A 17,710-nucleotide genomic window follows, 5' to 3' on the forward strand; every position below is an offset into this window, starting at 1 on the left:
AACGGGTTCACTCGCCCGTTCATTCCTTGCGCGGTGACTCCATGCGTCTGCAACGTGGCTTCGCGGCCGGCCTGCTCGGCCTGGCTTTTCTCGCACCGGTCCACGCGGTACCGGTGCTGCTGATCTCGATCGACGGCCTGCGCCCGGCCGACGTGCTGCAGGCCGCGCAGCACGGCCTGAAGCTGCCCAACCTGCAGCGCTTCATGAGCGAAGGCAGCTACGCCACCGACGTGCGCGGCGTGCTGCCGACGTTGACCTATCCGAGCCACACCACCTTGCTGACCGGCGTATCGCCGGATAAGCACGGCATCGCCGGCAATCTCACCTTCGACCCCACCAACAAGAACCAGCAGGGCTGGGCCTGGTACGCCAGCGATATCCGCGTGCCCACGCTGTGGGACGCCGCGCATGCCGCGGGCCTGAGCACCGCCAACGTGCACTGGCCGGTGAGCGTGGGCGCGCAGGTGGACTGGAACCTGCCGCAGATCTGGCGCACCGGCCTGCCGGACGACCGCAAGCTGCTCGCCGCGCTGGCCACGCCCGGCCTGCTGCCGGCACTGGAGAAAGAACTCGGCCCCTATGCCGACGGCATCGACGAGACCCTGGCCGGCGACGAGAACCGCACGCGCTTTGCGGTGAAGCTGCTGGAGGAGCGCCAGCCCGCCTTCATGACGGCGTATCTGGCTTCGCTCGATCACGAGCAGCACCACAGCGGCCCGGATACGCCGGAATCGAAGCGCACGCTGGAGCGCATCGACGGCCTGGTCGGCGAGATGGTGGCGGCGGCGCGCCGCGTGCACCCGGATGGCGTGATCGCGGTGGTATCCGATCACGGCTTTGCGCCGGTACAGCAGGACGTGAATCTCTATGCGCCCTTTATCCAGGCCGGCCTGATCACCTTGAAGGATGGCGCCGTGGCCGACTGGCAGGCGATGCCGTGGAACGACGGCGGCAGTGCGGCGATCGTCCTGAAGGATCCGGGCGACGCGGCGACGGTGGCCAAGGTGCAGGGCCTGCTCGCGCAGCTGCAGGGCAATCCGGCGTACGGCATCGAGCGCGTGCTCGATCATGCGCAGGCGGTGGCGCGCGGCGGCACGGCGCAGGCCTCGTGGTTCGTGCTGTTCAAGGCCGGCTACGAGATGGCGATCAAGCCCGACACGCCGCTGCCGGCGCCCAGCCATTACCGCGGCATGCACGGCTACGACCCGGCGTGGCCGATGATGCGCTCGACGTTCCTGGTGGAAGGGAAGGGCGTGCCGGTGGGCAAGAACCTCGGTGCGATCGACATGCGCGATATCGCGCCGACGCTGGCGAAGTCGCTGGGGGTGGCGTTGCCGGCGGCGCAGGGCAAGGTGTTGTTCTCGCCATAACGCCATGCCCGCGTAGGTTGGGGTGAGCCGCAGGCGAACCCCAACATCGCCACGTCCCAATGCACCGCATCGTTGGGGTTCGCCTGCGGCTCACCCCAACCTACGCCCTATTCCTGTCGTGGGCCGGGAATCCGCGCCAACGCACATCCGCGTCCACTGACACGCAGATGTAAATCCGATTTCACAAATCCCCAGCAAGCTTGCACACCAACGGCTGCTGGCGGTCGCGTCATGTCGTCCTTGCAGGGCAGCTTCAGGACGCGAAGGGGTGATGCGTCCGCCGAAGGGGCAGCCGTTCTTTTTTCCCACTCACCTGTTCCACCTGTCGACGTGGCTCCCCGCGAGGGGAACGGCTGCGCAAAGGAAACGTACGCATGTCAGTCCGCAAGGGTTCCATCCGCCTTACCGGCCTCGCGCTCGCGCTGTTCGCGGCGCTGCACGGCACGGCCGCCGCAGCTCCCGGCGACAACGACACCACGCCCGCCGCGCCGGCCGATGCCGCCGCCGACAAGGCCAAGACGCTGGAGTCGGTCTCCGCGATCGGCCAGGGCGAAGTGCGCCAGGTGCAGCGCATCACCGTGGAAGACGTGAAGATCCTGCCGCCGGGCACCAGCGCGCTGAAGGTGCTGGCCGGCAAGCCGGGCGTGCATTTCGAATCGTCCGATCCGTTCGGCAACTACGAGTGGTCGACCCGCTTCAGCCTGCGCGGCTTCAACCAGAACCGCCTGGGCTTCACGCTGGACGGCATCCCGCTCGGCGACATGAGCTACGGCAACAACAACGGCCTGCACATCAGCCGCGCGCTGATCGCCGAGAACCTCGGCAGCGCGGAACTGGCCGAAGGCATCGGCGCGCTCGGCACGGCGTCGACCAGCGACCTCGGCGGCACGGTGCAGTTCTACTCGTCCGACCCGCTGCCCAAGTACGGCGTGCAGTTCGCGCAGGGCTTCGGCACGGATGCGGCGCGCCGCACCTTCGTGCGCCTGGACACGGGCAATGTCGACGGCTTCGCCATGTACATCTCCGGCGCCTATTCCGACGTCAACAAGTGGAAGGGCGACGGCGACCAGGAGCAGATGCAGTTCAACAGCAAGGCCACCTACGATTTCGGCGACAGCCGCATCGGCGCGCTGGTGACCACCTCCGACCGCGACGAGACCGACTACCAGGATCTCTCGCTGGACATGCTGCATCGCCTGGGCTGGAACTGGGACAACTACGCGCCGGACTGGAACCGCGCGGTGAATGCGGCCAAGGGCATCTACACCGGCGGCGTGACCAATGCCGACGACGCCTATTACGCCGGCCGCGGCGTGCGCAAGGACCGCATCGCCAGCCTGTTCGGCGACTTCGCGCTGGCCGAGGGCGTGCGCCTGAAGGCCACCGGCTACTACCACTACGATCGCGGCCAGGGCCACTGGTTCACGCCGTACCAGGCGTCCTTCCCGGGCACCGCGCAGGAAACCCCGATCTCGATCCGCACCACCGAGTACGGCATCGACCGCGCCGGCGGCACCGCGGCGCTGACCTGGGACCTGGGCGCGCATCACCTGGAAGCGGGCGTGTGGTACGAGGACAGCAACCACAACGTGCAGCGCAACTACTACTTCATCACCGGCCCGGTGGACGACCGCAAGTTCCTCGAGAACCCGAACCTGCGCCTGTTCTACCAGCACTACGAAACCACCACGCGCCAGTTCTACGTGCAGGACAGCATGCATTTCCTGGACGACCGCCTGAGCGTGGACGTGGGCTTCAAGGCGCCGCGCACCGAAGTGGAAGCGACCAACCTGCCGGGCACCGCGCGCGCCTATGCGTCGGGCGACCTGGTGGCCAAGAAGAATTTCCTGCCGCAGATCGGCGCGGCCTACCAGCTGGGCGGCGGCTACGAGCTGTTCGGTTCGTACTCCAAGAACATCGCCGCGTTCCAGGCCGGCGTCTCCGGCCCGCTGGCCACCACCCAGGTGGCGTTCGACACCTTCGGCCGTTCGCTCAAGCCGGAACAGTCGCGCACCTTCGAAGGCGGCCTGCGCGCGGTGTCCGACTTCTACGAGGCCTCGCTGGCGCTGTACGACGTGAAGTTCGACAACCGCCTGCTGGCGATCTCGCGCTGCAGCGGTATCGTGGGTTGCCCCAGCGCCTACGCCAACGTCGGCTCGGTGAGCAGCCGCGGTGCGGAGCTGGCGCTGAACTTCAAGCTCACGCAGGAACTGCGCTGGCGCAACTCGCTGTCCTACAACCGCTCGCGCTACGACGACAATTACGTCGACGGCGGCGTGGTGGTGCCGACCAAGGACAAGACCGTGGTGGACAGCCCCAAGCAGCTGTTCTTCACCGAGCTGGCCTGGGTGTCCGGTCCGTGGGACCTGCGCGCGTCGGCCAACTACACCGGCAAGCGCTACTACACCTATATCAATGACGGCGCGGTGCCCTCGTACTGGTTGTTCAATGCCTCGGCCGCCTACGACGTGGGCAAGCTCGGCGTGGTGCAGGACCTGAAGCTGGCGCTCAACGTGACCAACCTGGCCGACAAGAAGTACTTCGGCTCGATCGGCACCAACGGCTTCGTGGCCAGCGACCCGCAGGGCCAGTTCGCCACCATGCAGGTGGGCGCGCCGCGCGCGGCGATGCTTACGGCAACCTTGCGCTTCTGAGCCGTCAGTCCTCCAAAGTTGGACCCTTCTCCCCTCGGGAGAAGGTGGCGGCAGCCGGATGAGGGTACGGGCGGAGCGCAGCGTTACGCTCCGCCCGTACCCTCACCCCAACCCCTCTCCCGATGGGAGAGGGGCTCATCGCCCAGCCCCAAACGCGACCTGCACCCGGGAAAAATAAAGTAGCGATTCCGGGAACGCCCCGCCCCACTTATGATCGCCGGCGTATCTCCGCCCGATCCGCCCGCATGGCCGCCATTTCTTCTGCTGTTCCGATCCAAGCCGTTCCCCGCTGGATGGCCCTTGGCGTCCTGTTGTCGGCGCTGGGCGCCATTGCCGGCGCGATGCTGGCCGACACCGAGGACGGCAGCCAGTGGATGTGGCTGCACTGGGCCTGCAAGCCGCTGGCGACCGGGCTGGTATTTGCCCTGGCGTGGCGCGTGCGCGAGCCGATCTCGGCGCGCTACCGCGCCTGGGTGCTCGGTGGCCTGGGGCTGGCCCTGGTCGGCGACGTCTTGCTGATGCTGCCGCAGGACCTTTTCGTGGAAGGCCTGGTGGCCTTCCTGTTCGCGCATCTGTGCTTTCTGGTGGCGCTCACCGGCGACGTGCGCCTGGGCGCCAGGCCGATCGCGCTGCTGATCTGCCTGGGCTATGCGGCGCTGTGCATGTGGTCGTTGTGGCCCACCCTGCCGGTGGAGCTGCACCTGCCGATCGTGATCTACACCCTGGTGCTGGCCCTGATGGGCGGACAGGCGGTGGGCCGCGCCTGGTACCACGCGCTGACCCGCGATGCCTTGGCGAACCCGGCCTGGCTGGCCGGCGCGGGCTCGATCCTGTTCATGCTCAGCGACACCTTGCTGGCCTGGAACCGCTTCCGCATCAGCCTGCCGCTGGCGGCGCTGTGGATACTCGGCAGCTACTTCGGCGCGCTGTGGCTGCTGGCGCGTTCGGTGATGCGTGCGTCGCCGGAGGACGCGGCGCTGGCGTGAACACCCAAGAAGTCATCATCGGCTGGGCCACGCCCGCTTTCTTCGCGCTGATCGCGCTGGAGCTGCTGGTGGCGAAGTGGCGCGGCCGGCGCGTGTACCACGCCAGCGATGCGGTCAATAGCTTGTCGCTGGGCGTGATCTCGCAGATCGTCGCGGTGTTTTCCAAGCTGCTCACCCTTGGCATCTACGCCTGGTGCGCCGCGCACCTGGCGCCCTGGGCGCTGCCGGCCGACCGCTGGTGGGTGTGGGTGAGCGGCCTGCTGCTGTACGACTTCCTCTATTACTGGCTGCACCGCGCCGGGCACGAGGTGAACATCCTGTGGGCCGCGCACGTGGTGCATCACCAGAGCGAGGACTACAACCTCAGCACCGCGCTGCGCCAGACCGGCAGCGGCGTGCTGCTGGGCTGGCTGTTCTATCTGCCGATGGCGCTGCTGGGCTACCCGCTGGAGGTGTTCGCGGTGGTGGCGCTGATCGACCTGCTGTACCAGTTCTGGGTGCATACCGAGCTGGTGGGGCGGCTGGGCTGGTTCGACCGCGTGTTCTGCTCGCCGTCGAACCATCGCGCGCACCACGCGGTGAACGAGCGTTACCTCGACCGCAACTACGGCGGCATCCTGATTCTGTGGGACCGCCTGTTCGGCACCTTTATCGAGGAAGACGACAGCGACCCGCCGGTGTACGGCACGCGCGCGCCGCTGCGCAGCTGGAATCCGCTGTGGGCGAATGCCGAGGTGTACTGGGCCACGGCCAAGGACGCATGGCATGCGCGGCGCTGGCGCGACAAGCTGCTGGTGTGGCTGAAGCCCCCGGGCTGGCGGCCGGCCGACGTGGCCGAGCGGTTTCCCAAGCCGGCTTTCGACATGGCCCGCCCGCGCTATGCGCCTGCCTTGCCGCGCGGCCTTGGCGCCTATGGCATCGCACAGTTCGCGCTGCTGCTGCTGATGGGCGTGTGGTTCCTGGACATGGCCAAGCGCATGCCGGCCTCCGCGCTGCTGGCCTATGCGGCCTTCCTGCTCTTCAGCCTCACTGCGCTGGGCGTGCTGCTGGAAGGCCGCCGCGCCGGCAGCTGGCTGGAAGCGGCGCGGCTGGCCGCGACGGCGCTGGCCGCGGTGATCACCGGCGGCTGGTTCGGCGCCGCCGCCGCGCCGCCGGCGCTGGCGCCGGCCATCGTGGCGCTGTGCCTGGGCAGCGCCGCCGCGCTCGCCACCATCCGCCTGCGTACGCGCCAGCCCGCCTGACCGCGCGCACCCGCAGCATGGCGGGGCAGGGGGCATTCGCTATCATCGCCGCTTCCTTTGCGTGGGATATCCAGCGATGAGCGTGGTCAGCAAGCTAATCCGCCACAAGTCGGTCGAGCAGTTGCAGGCGGACGTCGGCAAGCGCGGCGACTTCCGCCGCGTGCTCGGGCTGTGGCAGCTCACCGCGATCGGCATCGGCGGCATCATCGGCGTCGGCGTGTTCGTGCTGGCCGGCCAGCAGGCGGCGCTCAACGCCGGCCCCGCGGTGGCGATCTCGTTCCTGATCGCCGGCATCGCCAGCGCCGCGGCGGCTCTGTGCTACGCGGAATTCGCCGGCCTGATCCCCGTCACCGGCAGCGCCTACACCTACGGCTATGCGGTGCTGGGCGAGCTGGCGGCCTGGCTGATCGGCTGGGACCTGCTGCTGGAGTACGCGCTCATCGTCGCGGTGGTGGCGATCGGCTGGTCCGGCTATGTGCAATCGGCGCTGGCCAGTGTCGGCGTGGACATGCCGGTATGGGCCAAGGGCGCGATCGGCACCGGCGAAGGCCACGTGTTCAACGTGGTGGCCGCTCTGGTGACGCTGGGCGTGTCGGCGCTGCTGATCTTCCGCACCGAGTGGGGCGCGCGCTTCAACACCCTGGTGGTGGCGATCAAGGTCGCGGCGGTGGCGCTGGTGATCGGCGTCGGCGTGTTCTACGTGAAGCCGGAGAACTGGGTGCCGTTTATTCCGCAGCGCATCGTCGGCCCCGATGGCGTCGGCCATTTCGGTTTCCAGGGTGTGGCGACCGCGGCGGCCGTGGTGTTCTTCGCGGTGTTCGGCTACGACACGCTGACCACCGCGGCGGAGGAATCGAAGAACCCGCAGCGCGACCTGCCGCGCGCGGTGCTGCTGTCGCTGGGCATCTCGATGACCATGTACCTGGCGGTGTCGATGGTGCTGACCGGCATCGCGCACTACACCACCTTGAAGACCGATGCGCCGGTGGCGGATGCGTTCAAGGCACTGGGGCTGCATTGGGTGGCGCTGACGGTGTCGGTGTCGGCGGTGTTCGGCCTGATCAGCGTGCTGTTCGCCTTCATGCTGGGGGCGACGCGGATCTGGTTTGCGCTGGCGCGCGATGGGTTGCTGCCGGGGTGGTTTGCGAAGCCGCATCCGCGGTTTGGGACGCCGCATCGGCCGACGGTGGTGCTCGGTGTGTTCACCGCCTTGGTGGCGGGGCTGTTGCCGATTGAGGAGGTCGCCAAGCTGGTCAATATTGGCGTGTTGTCGGCGTTTATCGTGATTTGTTCTTCTGTGTTGATTTTGCGGAAGCGGAAGCCGGATTTGCATCGGTCGTTTCGGACGCCGTGGGTGCCGGTGGTGCCGGTGGTGGGGATCGCGTTTTCGATTTGGTTGTTGGCGGAGTTGCCGTTGGTTACCTGGGAGGTGTTTTTGATTTGGGTGACTATTGGGCTGGCTGTTTATTTCTTCTATGGGATGCATCACAGCAAGCTGGAGAAGGCTTGACTTGTCCGTCATCCCGGCGCAGGCCGGGATCCAGTGGCGATATCGCCTGGTGTTCGCGGTGACGCGAATGGGCCGCTTATGCAGCGGGCATTTCGGACGCCTGCCGGCGCCCGAGTCACTTTCTCTTTGCTGGCTCAAAGAGAAAGTAACCAAAGAGAAATAGCCTGAGAGCAAAGGCTCGCGACGCGACTAGAAGGAGCAGTGGACGGCTGCGGTAACTTGATTAACCTGGGTCTACACGAAACATCAGTGCGTTTACGTAACGGCTGCTTCAACGTGCCGTGGCCGAGAGGATGTTCAAGAATCGAGGCCAGCTTTTGCTCTTCGTTCCTGTATGCGACACCACCCCACTTCTCCCTCTCCCCTCCGGGGAGAGGGCGGGGTGAGGGGCCGGGCGGAGCGCACCGTTCAATCTCGAGGCGCTGGCATAGGTTGGGGGAGCCGCAGGCAGACCCAATCCGACACCTTCGTGCGCCGCGCCATGTCGGGCGCTGAAGCCGCGCGTGAGGCCGCTTTTCACATGACCTCTGGCATGCGGTGTGGCGATCGCATCGGCCTAGCATCCCGGGGCATTACTCACCGAAGGGGAGACGCCGTATGTTCGCCAGGACGTTGCTGGGCTGGTCGGTTGCGTTGGCTTTGGGCGCGGTGCCGCTGGCGCAGGCGCAGGTGGCGGATCCGGTGGATCAGGCTTATCCGGGGACCTTGACGCTCAAGGTGGATGTCACCGATGCGCCCAAGCGCATCTACCGGGTCGCGCAGACCATTCCGGTCAAGCCGGGGCCGCTCACCTTGTATTACCCGAAGTGGATTCCGGGCGAGCACATTCCGTCGGGGCCGATCAACAACGTCAGTGGCCTGGTGATTACGGCCAACGGCAAGCAGCTGCCGTGGCGGCGCGATCTGCGCGATATGTTCTCGTTGAACCTGGATGTGCCCGAAGGCACCAGCAGCCTGCAGCTGGATTTCCAGTTCCTGGCGCCGGGGGAAGAGGGCGGCGGCTTGTATGGCGCCACCGGGTCGGCCACGCCGAAGCTGGTGGATATCGAATTCAACCAGGTGCTGTTCTATCCGGCCGGCTACTACGCCAGCCGCATCGAGGTGCAGCCCACGGTGACCCTGCCGCGCGACTGGAAATTCGCCAGTGCGCTGGAGGTGAGCGGGCAGAGCGGCGCGCAGGTGGCGTTCAAGCCGGTCAGCCTGGAGAAGCTGGTGGATTCGCCGCTGGTGGCGGGGGAATACTTCAAGCGCGTGCAGCTGAGCACGGATGCCAAGGGGCCGGTGTATCTGGATATCGTCGCCGACGACCCGGGCAATCTGAAGCTCAGCGACAAGCAGGAGGCGCAGCACAAGGCGCTGGCGGTGCAGGCGGTGAAGCTGTTCGGGGCGCGGCATTACGCGCATTACGATTTCCTGCTGACGCTGTCTGACCACAACGGCTCGTTCGGGCTGGAACACCAGCAGTCCAGCGATGACCGCCTGCCGCCGGCCTTCCTGACCGACGACAACATGTACCTGTCGGCCGCCTTCGTGCTGCCGCACGAATTCGTGCATTCGTGGAACGGCAAGTTCCGGCGGCCGCACGACCTGTGGACGCCGAACTACAACGTGCCGATGCAGGGCGATCTGCTGTGGGTCTACGAAGGCCTCACCAATTACTACGGCGAGGTGCTGACCGCGCGCTCGGGCATGTGGACGGCGGAGCAGTACCGCGACTGGATCGCCGAGACGCAGGCGGCGATGGTCAACCGCACCGGCCGCGAGTGGCGTTCGCTGCAGGACACCGCCGACGCGGTGCAGCTCACCTCCTCGCAGGGTTCGCGCTGGGCCAACCGCATGCGCGGCGTCGACTACTACCCGGAAGGCACCCTGCTGTGGCTGGAGGCGGACAGCCGCATCCGCGAGCTCAGCGGCGGCAAGCGTTCGCTGGACGATTTCGTGCGCGCCTTCCACGGCGTGCAGGATGGCAGCCAGGTGCCGCTGACCTACACCTTCGACGACGTGGTGGCCACCTTGAACAAGGTGCAGCCCTACGACTGGGCCAAGTTCCTGCACGAGCGCCTGGACTACACGGGCGACAAGCTGCCCGAGCAGGGCGTGGAGCAGGCGGGCTGGAAGCTGGAATACAACGACCAGCCCTCGTCCATGCAGAAGGCGATGGAGAGCGTGCGCCATTCGGTCAACCTGCTGTACGGCATGGGCCTGGCGCTCAACCGCGAAGGCAAGGTCACCGACGTGCAATGGGGCGGGCCGGCGTTCAAGGCGGGCCTGGTGCCGGGGCTGAAGCTGGTCGCGGTAAACGGGCGCGACTACTCGGCCGACGGGCTGAAGGACGCGATCAAGGCGGCCAAGGACAAGGGCACGCCGATCCAGCTGCTGGTGAAGAACAACGAGTTCTTCCAGACCGTATCGATCGACTACCGCGACGGCCTGCGCTATCCGCACCTCACGCGCGCAAGCGGGGCAGACCGGCTGGGACAGATTGCCGCGCCGCTGAAGTAACCCGCGTTGCATGGTGAAAAGAAAAAGGGCGCCCGCTGGGGCGCCCTTTTTTTGTTGCCTGCGCGAAAAGCTGCGCTTAGAAGCGGTACTCGATCGACGCCGAGTAGGCCGCCACGTTGACGTTGGCCTGCGACTGGCTGGCGCCGGCGCGGCCGTACTTCACGCGGTAGTTGTCGTAGTTGAGCGCCAGCGCGACGTTGTCGGTTACGTTGTAGCCCACGCCCACGCCGGCGTACCAGCCGTTGTTCCAGCTCTTCTCGGTGGCGCGCAGGTCGCCGTAGGTGGTGCTGGCGGTGGTGCGCGAACGCAGGTAGCCGCCGTGGCCGGTGACGAACCAGTTGCCGTAGAAGCCGTACTTGGCGTTCACGCCGAGGATCACGGCCTTCGGCTGGAAGCCGACGGTGACCGGGCCGATGTACTGCTTGGCTTGGCCCAGCGAGGTGTAGCCGGCTTCGGCGCCGACGATGTTGTTCCAGCGCCAGCCGAAGCGAACGCTCTGGAACACGTCCGACTTGTCGGACAGGCCGCCCACGCGGTAGTTGCTCTGACCGAGGTTGCCGGTCACGAAGAAGTTGTTGAGCTGGTTGCTGCTGGCGGCGTCATCGGCCTGGGCAGCGAACGGGGACAGGGCAGCAGCGGCCAGCACGGCCGAGAGCAGAAGCTTGTTCATGGAGAACTCCATTTTCTTTTTGGGTTTTCCGCGGCGCGATCTGAGGGGGAAATCGTCGCTGCGGCCCGCGTGGGGTAGCGCGGGCCACGAAGGATAAGGGCGTTTTTACATTTCCAAACCCCCGGCGGGATTTGAAGCAAGGCATGGTTCAGCCTGCCGCATGACCTCTGGCAGGGGGTGCGGCATGCCGCCGCGGTCTAGCATCGGACGGTCATATTCCGTTCAACGTCCGCCCATGGGCGTTGCGCGTCTGCCATCAGGAGACCGTTTTGAAAGCTTCGCGCCTCGCTTCCGCCATCCTCGCCGCGGGCTTCGGCCTGTGCGGCTTCGCTGTTCAAGCCGACGTCCCGGCGCCGCAGGACGTGCCGTTCAACGGCACGCTCAAGGTGAGCGTGGATGCCACCGACATCGCCCGCCGCATCTTCCGCGTGCGCGAATCGGTGCCGGCGCAGCCCGGCCCGCTGACCCTGCTGTATCCGCAGTGGCTGCCGGGCAACCATTCGCCGTCCGGCCCGATCGACAAGCTGGCGGGCCTGAAGGTGTCGGCCAACGGCAAGGAGCTGAAGTGGACGCGCGATCCGCTCAACGTCTACGCCTTCCACGTCGAGGTGCCGCAGGGCGCCAGCAGCGTGGACGTGGAATTCCAGTTCCTCTCCCCGCAGGACACCCGCCAGGGCCGCGTGGTGATGACGCCGGAAATGCTCAACGTGCAGTGGAATACGGTCACGCTGTATCCGGCCGGCTATGTCGCCGCCCGCATCCAGGCCGAGGCCAGCGTGAAGTTCCCGGCCGGCTGGCAGTTCGGCACCGCGCTGGAGCAGGCTTCGCGCGACGGCGATACGGTGACCTTCAAGCCGATCAAGTTCGACGACCTGGTCGACTCGCCGATCTACGCCGGCAAGTACTTCAAGCGCGTGGACCTGGACCCGGGTGCCAAGACGCCGGTGTTCCTCAACATCGTGGCCGATGACCCGAAGTACCTGGAAATCAAGCCGGAACAGCTGAAGGCGCATCAGAACCTGGTGCAGCAGATGTACAAGATGTACGGCGCGCACCACTACAACCACTACGACTTCCTGTTCTCGCTCAGCGACAAGATGAGCGGCAACGGCCTGGAGCACCACCGCTCCAGCGAGAACGGCGTGGGCCCCGGCTACTTCACCGAGTGGGACAAGAACGTGCTGGCGCGCGATCTGCTGCCGCACGAGTTCAACCACTCCTGGGACGGCAAGTACCGCCGCGGCGCGGATCTGTCCACGCCGAACTTCAACGTGCCGATGCAGGACAGCCTGCTGTGGGTGTACGAAGGCCAGACCCAGTTCTGGGGCTATGTGATGGCCGCGCGCTCGGGCCTGTGGAAGCCGGAAGAGGCGCGCGACATGCTCGCCAACGTCGCCGCCAACTACGACAAGGGCCGTCCGGGCCTGCAGCAGTGGCGCAATATCCAGGACACCACCAACGATCCGATCATCGCGCAGCGCCGGCCGTTGCCCTACCGCAACTACCAGATGAGCGAGGACTATTACTCCGGCGGCCAGATGATCTGGCTGGAAGTGGACGGCAAGCTGCGTTCGCTGTCGGGCAACAAGAAGTCGATCGACGATTTCGGCAAGGCCTTCTTCGGCATGAACAATGGCGAGTGGGCGGTCAACACCTACACCTTCGAGGACGTGGTGAAGACGCTCAACGACATCCAGCCGTTCGACTGGGCCAGCTACCTGCGCGAGCGCCTTGACGGCCACGGCCCGCTGATCGGCGGCATCGAGGCGCACGGCTGGAAGCTGGTCTACAACGACAAGCCCTCGCCGGTGGTGAAGGCGGCCGAGGCCCGCTTCGGCGGCGCCAACCTGGTGTATTCGCTGGGCGTGTCGCTGGGCAAGGGCGGCGACATCATGGACGTGCTGTGGGACGGCCCCGCCTTCAAGGCCGGCCTGTCGCCGGGCATGAAGATCGTGGCGGTGAACGGCAAGGAGTTCTCCAGCGACGCCGTCAAGGACGCGGTGACCGAAGCGGCCAAGGACAAGAGCAAGCCGGTCGAACTGCTGGTGAAGAATTTCGATCAGTACCAGACCCTGCGCATCGACTACCACGACGGCCTGAAGTACCCGCACCTGGAGCGCATCGAAGGCAAGCCGGACCAGCTCTCGGAGCTGCTCAAGGCGCGCTGAGCGATCCATCGGGCTCACGCTACGAAAGGCCCGCCGCAAGGCGGGCCTTTTCGTTATCGGCCGCCCTCGTCGCACGCATGGCCCCAAGCCGCTATACTCCGCGCTCCGCCGCCGCCCGACAGGCCGCCGGCGGCCTCGCCGCACCACGCGCCCGTAGCTCAGCCGGATAGAGTAGTGGCTTCCGAAGCCATTGGTCGGGGGTTCGAATCCCTCCGGGCGCGCCATTTCCCTTGAATCAAAAGCAACGCGATACCGTCGCGCCGCAGGTGCCGTGGCCCTGCGGTGCCCCATGGCGTGTGAGCCGAATATCGACCATAATCGGCTCATTCCGTGAGCCGATTAAGTGGCGTAATCGGCTCACCCCCTTGGGAGTCCGCCGCATGGATCACCCCCGCTGGATCTGGCAACAGCCGGATTGGCCCACCTTCCGCTGGCACGCCAGGACGCTGGCGCCCCTGCTGCGCTCCTGCCAGCAGCTGCAGGGCCGCCTGCTCGGCATGGCCGGTGCGATCGCGGGCGACGAACAGGTCGAAGGGGAACTCGACACCCTGCTGCAGAACATCATCACTTCCTCGGCGATCGAGGGTGAGCGCCTCAACGTGGCCTCGGTGCGCTCCTCGCTCGCGCGGCGGCTGGGCGTAGTGCAGGACGCGAAAGCGGCCACCACCCCGCGCAGCGAAGGCCTGGCCGAATTGATGCTCGACGCGACCCAGCGCTATCGCGAGCCATTGACCGCGCAGCGCCTGTTCGACTGGCATGCCTGGCTGTTCGCGCAGCAGGATTCGCTGCTCGCACGGCCCATCCGCGTGGGCAGCCTGCGCGGCGACGAGCCGATGCAGGTGGTATCCGGCCGGCTCGACCGGCCGATCGTGCATTTCGAAGCGCCGCCCCGCGCCGGCCTGGAGGTGCAGCTCGATGCCTTCCTGGCCTGGTTCAACAGCAGCCGCGGCGACGCCGCGCTCGATCCCTTGCTGCGCGCCGGGCTGGCGCACTTCTGGTTCGTCACCCTGCATCCGTTCGACGATGGCAACGGCCGCCTGACCCGCGCCATCACCGACCTGGCCCTGGCGCAGGCCGAACATCAGGCGATCCGCTTCTACACCATGTCGGCCAGCATCCTGGCCGACCGCGCCGGCTACTACCACGTGCTCGAAACCAGCCAGAAGGCCACGCTGGACGTCACGCCGTGGCTGCGGTGGTTTCTCGCCACCTTGCAGCACAGCTTGAACGAGGCTCTGCAGCGCATCGACCGCGTGCTGGACAAGGCGCGCTTCTGGCTGCAGCACTCGTACCAGGGCCTGTTGCCGGAACAGCTCAAGGTGCTCAATCGCCTGCTCGATGGCGGCGAGCGCGGCTTCGAGCAGGGCATCAGCGCGTCGAAATACCAAGTGGTAGCCAAGGTGTCCAAGGCCACCGCCACGCGCCACCTGGCCGACCTGGTCGAGAAGGGTTACCTGGAGCGCCTGCCGGGCGGCGGCCGCAGTACGCGTTATCACGTGAAGCACTGAGCTTCGCCGGCAGGCGTCCGCGGGAGCCTCTCAACCCAGCGCGCTAAACGCTCGCCGACGCACCCGCCACCACGCGCGTTGCCGCCGCGCCCATCCACGTGGCCACCACCCGGTTGCGCCCTTCGCTCTTGGCGCGGTACAGCGCGTGGTCGGCGCGCACCAGCAGTTCGCTGACGTCGTAGCCGGCGCTGTGCGTGTCGGCCACGCCCAGGCTGGCGGAGACGGAGAGTTCGCCGCTTTCCAGCGGCGACAGCGCGCCGATCGCCGCGCGCAGCTGTTCGGCGCGGGCCAGGGCCTGTTCGGGCGTGCAATCCGGCAGCAGCACGGCGAATTCCTCGCCGCCCAGGCGGCCGAATACTTCGCGCGCGCTGAGCAGCGGGCGGCAGGCTTCCACGATGTGCTTGAGCGTGTGGTCGCCCACGGCGTGGCCGAAGGTGTCGTTGATCGACTTGAAATGATCCAGGTCCAGGATCACCAGCGCGGCCGGCTGGCGCGTCTTCGCCGCCGCCTGCAGGGCCGTTTCGGCTTCTTCGATGAAATGCTTGCGGTTGCAGATGCCGGTGAGGCTGTCCAGCCGCGACAGCCACATGAAGCGCAGCTGCGAGCGCTTGAGGCGGTAGATCCACAGCGTGATGAAGCCCAGCGCCATCAGCAGCAGCACGATGTACAGGCGGCTGGCTTCCACCGCCTTGCGGTCCAGCGCCTGCTGCAGCTGCAGGATCTGGTTCTGCTTGTTGAGCGTGTCCAGCTGCAGCCGGCCCGACAGCACCTGCTGCTTCACCACCTGGTAGGCCAGCGCCTTGGCGGAGACGTCGTCGAGATAGCCCTTGTCGGCCGCCATGTACTGCTCGAGATAGGCCAGCGCCGCGGCCAGGTCGCCCTGCTTGCGCGCCACCCGGTACAGCACCTGGTAGGCCATGCCCAGCGGCGCGGTGTATTCGCCCTTGATGCTGTTCTGCACCGCGGCCAGCGCGTGCTTGCGCGCCTCGGCCAGGTTGCCCAGGCTCAGGTGCGCCTTGGCCAGGGCCGCGTCGAACTGCGCGATCAGGGTCTGGTAGCCGTCGTGCTGCACGTCGGCGTAGTTGCGCGTGAGCACGGCGATGGCCTGGGTGGCTTCACCGCGCTCGAGGTCGGCCACGGCCAGTTCGGCGCGCAGCGTGTTGGCGTAGACGGTTTCGCCGACGGAGACGCAGCGGTCGATGGCCTGGTCCAGCTGCTCGCGCGCGTTCGGCTTCTCGCCGCGATAGGCCGACTCGGCCTTGAAGAACAGGCCTTTGCACGGGCCTTCGCCGGGCGGCAGGTTCTTCAGCATCTCGTCCGCGTACTGCGCGGCGAGGTCGTACTGGCCGGCCGCGACCAGCAGCTGCGCCGCTTCGCCCAGGCCTTGCAGGCGGGCGCGCTTGTCGGTGATCTGCGGCAGCTGGCTGGTGAGCTTGTCCAGCCGGGTGAAGGCCTCTTCGTAGCGGTGGCCGATGCCGAGGATGTTGATCGAGGTGGCGGTGGCGCGGAAGCGCAGGGTGGCGTCGACGTCCTGCGCGATCACCTCGTCCAGCAGCGGGCCGGCGCGTTCGTAGTCGCCGTAGTAGGCCACGTCCCAGGCCTTCAGGTAGCGCAGGTGCCACTGCTGCTGCGGCGACAGCTTCGATGCCTCCGGCTCCATCTGCAGCAGCAGCTTGGCGAAGGTGCCGTGGTCGGAGGTCTTGATGCTGTCGGCTACCTCCAGCAGGGCGGGCGGGGCGTCAGCCGCGCCGGCCTCCGCGGCGGCCGCGGCCAGCGGGCACAGCAGGCAGGCCCCGGCAAGGAGGAACCCGTAAAGGCGCCGCATGCCGGGGCGCGCGTTCACGCGACGGCGGCCTCGCGCCGCAGGCTTTCTTCGGCCGGCGACGGTTCGTCGCCTTCGCCCTCGTCTTCCTGCTCTTCTTCCTCTTCGGCGGGCAGCTGCACGGCCATCAGCGCACCCAGGCCCAGCAGGGCCTGCAGGCCGGCGGCATCGCGGGCCAGCACGGCAGCTTCGTGCGCAGGTTCCAGGCGCGTCCCGGCCAGGGCCAGTTCCAGCTCGGCAGCGGACGCATCGCGCAGGCGGGCGTCTTCGCCCATGCGCTCCAGGAACTCGATGATGTCGGACATGTACTCCCCCTGTGATCCGTTCTTCAGCTTGTGCGATGGCCCGCGTACGGCGCCATCATTTATGGAGACCGCTTTTTATCGGCTCGAGCGAACAACCGGCACGACCTGCACGCAGGGAACGGGAACGCCGCCGCGCGGCGGCGGCGTCAGACATGGAGCGTTGCGATGTCCCCCGACCCTGGGTCCGTGCGGCACCGATGGAGCCTCCGCGCGGACGGTCCCCGGCATCATAGCCCGGCTTTTTGCGCGGCGTGTGATGGAAAAACCGCTGAAGCAGCTTGTATGCCAGGGGTCGGGGTGGCTTCCGGCAGGGCGCGGCTTCAGTGGATGCGATGCCAGATGGTGGCTTCGGCCTCGGGTTCGGCTTCGGTTTCGGCGCCCAGGTGCAGGAACACGATCGGCCGCAGGGCGCCCAGGCAGGCGATGCCGCCGAACAGCGCGGCCCAGTCGCGGCCCGGCAGCTGGTAGTCGAGCGCGCCCGGCGGGCGGCGCTTCGGCGCGGCGGTTTCGCGGCCGGCGGGCGCCAGGCCGAGGAATTCGATCAAAGCGACCGGCGTGATGCGCATGATGTCCACCTCCCCTTGCGTGATGGACCTTCGTGATGGACCTTCGCGTGAGCTTCGGCGCCGATTCTGCGCGGGCGCGCGGGGAAATCCTCTACCTCGTGCCGGCTATGCCTGGCCTATGGCTTTCCACCGATAGGCAAGCCAGGAGCGAAAGGCGAGTAGCGAGGGCGCCGTCACGTACACGCCCGGCCGGTTCGCCGACAGAGCCTAGCCGCGCGTGACAGGGGACGTACGCGCACAGGCTTGTGCCCTCGTTACTCGCCTTTCGCTCCTGCAAAGCGCGGGCGGAAACGCAGGTTAGGCGCGGCCCGGGGGCGTGTCGATGTCACTTAAGGCGGGCCGCGGCTCGGCCGAAAGCGACCCGCCGGCCGGCCGTCACAGCCGCGATACGCTCCGCTCCTGCTAGCC

12 protein-coding genes and 1 tRNA gene are annotated in these 17,710 nt (G+C 67.2%); 9 read left to right on the forward strand and 4 right to left on the reverse strand.

The window, feature by feature from the left end; translation table 11 throughout:
• The first annotated feature begins 41 nt into the window (after positions 1-41).
• The 6 genes from FHW84_RS09755 (at position 42) to FHW84_RS09780 (ending at position 10,263) form a co-directional block, all read left to right on the forward strand.
• Positions 42-1,370, forward strand: a complete 1,329-nt coding sequence (locus FHW84_RS09755; RefSeq protein WP_167254897.1) for an ectonucleotide pyrophosphatase/phosphodiesterase — start codon at positions 42-44, stop codon at positions 1,368-1,370.
• 374 nt (positions 1,371-1,744) lie between these two features.
• Positions 1,745-4,024, forward strand: coding sequence for a TonB-dependent receptor (locus FHW84_RS09760; RefSeq protein ID WP_167254898.1), 2,280 nt, complete (start codon positions 1,745-1,747; stop codon positions 4,022-4,024).
• Positions 4,025-4,317: 293 nt separating this feature from the next.
• The gene (locus tag FHW84_RS09765) at positions 4,318-5,010 is read left to right on the forward strand and encodes a lysoplasmalogenase (RefSeq protein ID WP_243868056.1); all 693 of its coding nucleotides are present in this window, start codon (positions 4,318-4,320) and stop codon (positions 5,008-5,010) included.
• Positions 5,007-6,251, forward strand: coding sequence for a sterol desaturase family protein (locus FHW84_RS09770; RefSeq protein WP_167254902.1), 1,245 nt, complete (start codon positions 5,007-5,009; stop codon positions 6,249-6,251). Before FHW84_RS09765 ends, FHW84_RS09770 begins: the two co-directional genes overlap by 4 nt.
• Before the next feature lie 76 nt (positions 6,252-6,327).
• Positions 6,328-7,761: an amino acid permease gene (locus tag FHW84_RS09775; protein ID WP_167254904.1), complete on the forward strand. Its 1,434-nt coding sequence runs from the start codon at positions 6,328-6,330 to the stop codon at positions 7,759-7,761.
• 597 nt (positions 7,762-8,358) lie between these two features.
• Positions 8,359-10,263 (forward strand): M61 family metallopeptidase, encoded by a 1,905-nt coding sequence (locus FHW84_RS09780; RefSeq protein WP_167254907.1) that lies wholly within the window; start codon positions 8,359-8,361, stop codon positions 10,261-10,263.
• A gap of 76 nt (positions 10,264-10,339) precedes the next feature.
• Here the strand turns inward: FHW84_RS09780 and FHW84_RS09785 are convergent, their stop codons facing one another.
• Positions 10,340-10,933: an outer membrane beta-barrel protein gene (locus tag FHW84_RS09785; RefSeq protein WP_167254909.1), complete on the reverse strand. Its 594-nt coding sequence runs from the start codon at positions 10,931-10,933 to the stop codon at positions 10,340-10,342.
• A 269-nt stretch (positions 10,934-11,202) separates the two neighbouring features.
• Between FHW84_RS09785 and FHW84_RS09790 the strand changes: the two genes are divergently transcribed.
• The 3 genes from FHW84_RS09790 to FHW84_RS09800 all read left to right on the forward strand — a co-directional run bounded on the left by FHW84_RS09790 (position 11,203) and on the right by FHW84_RS09800 (position 14,609).
• Complete coding sequence (locus FHW84_RS09790) at positions 11,203-13,101, forward strand: M61 family metallopeptidase (RefSeq protein ID WP_167254915.1); 1,899 nt, start codon at positions 11,203-11,205, stop codon at positions 13,099-13,101.
• Between the two features lie 147 nt (positions 13,102-13,248).
• Positions 13,249-13,325: transfer RNA gene (locus tag FHW84_RS09795), tRNA-Arg, on the forward strand.
• Between the two features lie 156 nt (positions 13,326-13,481).
• Positions 13,482-14,609, forward strand: a complete 1,128-nt coding sequence (locus tag FHW84_RS09800) for a Fic family protein (protein ID WP_167254917.1) — start codon at positions 13,482-13,484, stop codon at positions 14,607-14,609.
• Positions 14,610-14,652: 43 nt separating this feature from the next.
• Here FHW84_RS09800 and FHW84_RS09805 read toward each other — a convergent pair whose 3' ends face one another.
• The 3 genes from FHW84_RS09805 to FHW84_RS09815 form a co-directional block, all read right to left on the reverse strand.
• On the reverse strand, positions 14,653-16,434 hold the full coding sequence (locus tag FHW84_RS09805; RefSeq protein ID WP_167254919.1) for a GGDEF domain-containing protein: 1,782 nt from the start codon (positions 16,432-16,434) through the stop codon (positions 14,653-14,655).
• Positions 16,435-16,448: 14 nt separating this feature from the next.
• Entirely contained in the window at positions 16,449-16,736 is a 288-nt protein-coding gene (locus tag FHW84_RS09810; RefSeq protein WP_167254922.1) for a hypothetical protein, read from the reverse strand.
• Positions 16,737-17,056: 320 nt separating this feature from the next.
• The gene (locus FHW84_RS09815; protein ID WP_167254923.1) at positions 17,057-17,302 is read right to left on the reverse strand and encodes a hypothetical protein; all 246 of its coding nucleotides are present in this window, start codon (positions 17,300-17,302) and stop codon (positions 17,057-17,059) included.
• Between the last annotated feature and the right edge of the window lie 408 nt (positions 17,303-17,710).

It is taken from the genome of Dyella sp. SG562, from assembly GCF_011759495.1.
Taxonomy (GTDB): domain Bacteria; phylum Pseudomonadota; class Gammaproteobacteria; order Xanthomonadales; family Rhodanobacteraceae; genus Dyella_D; species Dyella_D marensis.